Source organism: Vibrio sp. OPT46 (genome assembly GCF_015163535.1).
GTDB lineage: Bacteria > Pseudomonadota > Gammaproteobacteria > Enterobacterales > Vibrionaceae > Vibrio > Vibrio alginolyticus.
Map to the genome: position 1 here is coordinate 26,622 of NZ_JADDYG010000700.1, position 3,484 is coordinate 30,105.

The window sequence follows — 3,484 nt, forward strand, 5'->3', positions numbered from 1 at the left end:
GCCCGTGTCGATATCAACCAAAAGAGGCAAATTACATGCGTTAGTAATACGGTCAACATCAACCAAAACGTCGTTTAATGTTGTGATACCGAGATCCGGCAATCCGTATGAAGCATTTGCGATACCGCCACCAGACAAGTAAATCGCTTGGTGACCCAAGTTTTTTGCCATCATGGCGCAATACGGGTTTATAGTGCCGACAATTTGTAGTGGATTATTTTGTTCAATGGCGAGTCTGAATTTCGCTCCCGGTGTTAAGCTCATGACGAATTCCTTCTAGTCTTTGTCTAAACTTTCTGTATGTATAATTTGAGATTGGATGAGCTTTCGACTTCCTGATATGTGTCTTCTCATCAACATTTCTGCAAGCTCTTCATCGCGATTGCGAATGGCTTCCAAAATGAATTTGTGTTCGGTGAGCGCCTCATTCGGGCGAGATTGCGCACGTGGCGACTGGTAACGATACATCCGTAATAAGTGATAGAGTTCATCACACAGCAGAGATATTAACTTACTGTTTCTGCTGGCTTGGATGATGCGATAGTGAAAATCAAAGTCACCATGTTGATGGAAGTAAGACGCGCCTTCCATTTGGTCTATATGCTTGGAATGTGTCGACAATAGCATTTCCAAGCTTAAGAGCTCTTCTTGCGTAATGTGTCGCGCAGCTAACCTTGCCGCCATGCCTTCCAATGCTTCTCGAACGGCATAAAGTTCTATCAGCTTTTCCGGAGAAAAAGTGGTCACTCTAGCCCCAACATGAGGAATTCGCTCGATGAGCCCTAGCCCCTCTAAGCGCATCAATGCTTCACGCAAAGGCCCACGACTGACTTGATATTTCTTTGCTAGCTCAGGCTCTGATATCTTATGGCCAGGCTTCACGTCGCCATTAACAATGACTTCAATGAGTGTTTCGGTCAGCGTTTCGGATTTGGTGTGTTCTTTCTCAGAACCCAGCACTTTATAACGAGCTTTCAACTCAGAGTTCATATTCAGATACTCTTGTTACCGACATCGAAATGTCTACAATTTCTTAACCTGAATATAAAGTAGTCGATCAAAGTGTCGACAATCAAGTAAATTGTCGACAATTTAGACTAAGGTCGTAATTTAAATTGGCCTAAAATGCCTATTAAGTGCCGTTTTTAGCAGAAATAAAGAATGGTGAGTTCACATTGTCGACAACTTATAAACCTTTAAGCTTATGATCTAAAAACTAAAAGCTCAGCTGTCGAACAATAATCGGATAAAAAACTATTCTTTAGGTACAAATTGATCAAAGACTTGTTGCGAAGTCATCTTTTGTGAAGCGGAATTGAGGTCATAATAAGCTGGCTTTTCATCGGTAAAAATCTCTAAAGTGAGTTTGAAATCTGGGTTATCGAACAAACCAGCGGAAAGAATGTACTCACCTGTCGGCAACAAATGATAGAAAAGGTTTGTGCCGCATTCGCCACAAAAACCTCTCACCGCCCAGTCTGACGACTGATAACGTTTAGGTTCGCCACCTTTAAACGTCACGTTAGGCCCACAATGCACCGCATGAAGTGCGCCACTCGACCATTTTCGACACATAGAGCAATGGCACAGGCTAACCTCATTTTTAACCTCAGCGATGACTTCAATTGCGCCGCACAAACACGTCCCTTTCATTCTCTTTTCCTCGTTCATTTTCCGTCATTTTATTATGGCCTACCAAAGCGTAAAGCCGCGTGACCTAACACCAACTTCTCGCCGTGAACTTTATGAACAAAATAACCGAAATGCTCAATATTCTCTTTATATCTCTTTTACAGACAGATATTTAACACTTAATTAACCTTTACACCAAGTTCAGCTTTAACGCTTACAAGGCATGACAACTGAGCAAAAACAATAAGGCTCAACTAAATAGAGTCGCTAACATAAGGAACGTGAACATGTTAAAGGTACTCAAACCAACGCTCGCCGCTTCAATCATCGCAGCTTCATTTTCATTCAACGCTCTTGCTGCAGATATTGAAAAAATGCACTTTCTTATCCCTGGAGGTGCCGGTGGCGGTTGGGACATGACCGCCCGAGGTACTGGTGATGTATTAATAAAGTCGGACATCGTCGAAACCGTATCATTTCAAAACCTATCTGGTGGTGGCGGTGGCAAAGCAATCGCACATTTGATTGAAACGGCTGATCGTCAAGAAGATACACTCATGGTGAACTCAACACCGATCGTCGTTCGCTCGCTCAGTGGGATCTTCCCACAATCTTTCCGCGACTTGACTCCTGTTGCCGCAACGGTTGCCGATTATGGCGCCATTGTTACATCAGCCGATTCTCCTTACAGCTCTTGGGAAGATGTCGTTAAAGCTTTTAAAGAAAACCCTCGTAAAGTGAAGGTTGCTGGTGGCTCTGCTCGTGGTTCTATGGATCATTTGGTTATAGCAGCGGCTTTCAAAGGTGAAGGTTTTGATGCGCGCAAAGTTCGTTACATTGCCTATGATGCAGGTGGAAAAGCCATGGCTGCCCTACTTTCAGGCGAAACACAACTGCTCTCTACAGGGTTAGGTGAAGTACTCGAAATGTCTAAGTCTGGGCAAGTGAAAGTGTTAGCGATTACAGCACCAAAACGTTTAGAAGCTGCGCCTAACATTCCAACTCTCACCGAATATGGTAATGAAACTGTCTTTGCTAACTGGCGTGGATTCTTTGCAGCACCAGGCACAAGCCAAGAAAAGCTAGATGAATGGAATGCCGCATTTACTAAAATGTATAACACCGACGAATGGCAAGTCGTTCGAGACCGCAATGGTTGGATCGACAACTATAAAGCGGATAAAGCATTCTTCGCGTTTCTTGAAGATCAAGAGCAACAGATGGGTGACTTAATGCGCGAGTTAGGCTTCCTGAAGTAACAATCGAATTGGGGTCCCTCAGATACCAACCTCAATGAATAACGTAGGTTGGTATTTCCCCATTGTATTTGCACTCTAAGTTTCACCGCATATGGACATTGTCGACAATCGGCATGCACACTCCTTTGTTTATATACCCAAAGCGGCTCGACTAGCAGCGAAATGCTTAATTGTTAATGGTTTAGTTTATTCATTGACGTCCATATGCGGTCTTTTTTACTTTTGTTAGGAGTTGAATATGCCTCGTTCAACCAACTTTTTCACCAAAGAGTATTTACTCTGTCGTGACCGCGTCGGCGCAATGATCTTTCTACTTTTCTGTCTTTGCTACGGTTATCAAACCTCACAAATTCCATTGTTTCCAGGTGATGAGTATGAACCATTCACCGCACGTACTCTGCCAACCATCCTGACTTACGTTGGTGTCGGCCTTTCTTTGCTATTGCTGGTGACAGGACAACCAGATAAACAAAGTGGCGCAGTGCTGACCTTCAATTGGAAGTTACTGATTGCCTTTTTAATTTTAATGGCGCTCTACGGCGTGGGCCTGACTTACTTAGGTTTTGTGATAGCTACTGGCTTCTTTTTATTGG

The 3,484-nt window shown here is 43.5% G+C and carries 5 protein-coding genes; 2 read left to right on the forward strand and 3 right to left on the reverse strand.

Annotated features, from left to right (window positions below):
* The 3 genes from IQR33_RS34365 to IQR33_RS25610 form a co-directional block, all read right to left on the reverse strand.
* Positions 1 to 264, reverse strand: a 264-nt coding sequence (locus IQR33_RS34365) for an isocitrate lyase/phosphoenolpyruvate mutase family protein (protein ID WP_228014137.1), incomplete at its 3' end; no start/stop codon positions are given.
* Positions 265 to 276: 12 nt separating this feature from the next.
* Positions 277 to 990, reverse strand: coding sequence for a GntR family transcriptional regulator (locus tag IQR33_RS25605; protein WP_005377279.1), 714 nt, complete (start codon positions 988 to 990; stop codon positions 277 to 279).
* A gap of 264 nt (positions 991 to 1,254) precedes the next feature.
* Positions 1,255 to 1,653, reverse strand: a complete 399-nt coding sequence (locus IQR33_RS25610; protein ID WP_053304399.1) for a GFA family protein — start codon at positions 1,651 to 1,653, stop codon at positions 1,255 to 1,257.
* Positions 1,654 to 1,919: 266 nt separating this feature from the next.
* Here IQR33_RS25610 and IQR33_RS25615 point away from each other — a divergent pair, with 266 nt between their 5' ends.
* Positions 1,920 to 2,891: a tripartite tricarboxylate transporter substrate binding protein gene (locus IQR33_RS25615; RefSeq protein ID WP_005388181.1), complete on the forward strand. Its 972-nt coding sequence runs from the start codon at positions 1,920 to 1,922 to the stop codon at positions 2,889 to 2,891.
* Between the two features lie 238 nt (positions 2,892 to 3,129).
* Positions 3,130 to 3,484 (forward strand): tripartite tricarboxylate transporter TctB family protein (locus tag IQR33_RS25620; RefSeq protein ID WP_193844173.1); only part of this gene is annotated, 355 nt, incomplete at its 3' end.

What these genes read in the sequence shown, in the direction of transcription:
- IQR33_RS25605 (WP_005377279.1), bottom strand. Translation starts at nt 990, where the DNA reads ATGAACTCTGAGTTGAAAGCTCGTTATAAAGTGCTGGGTTCTGAGAAA.
- IQR33_RS25610 (WP_053304399.1), bottom strand. Translation starts at nt 1,653, where the DNA reads ATGAAAGGGACGTGTTTGTGCGGCGCAATTGAAGTCATCGCTGAGGTT.
- IQR33_RS25615 (WP_005388181.1), top strand. Translation starts at nt 1,920, where the DNA reads ATGTTAAAGGTACTCAAACCAACGCTCGCCGCTTCAATCATCGCAGCT.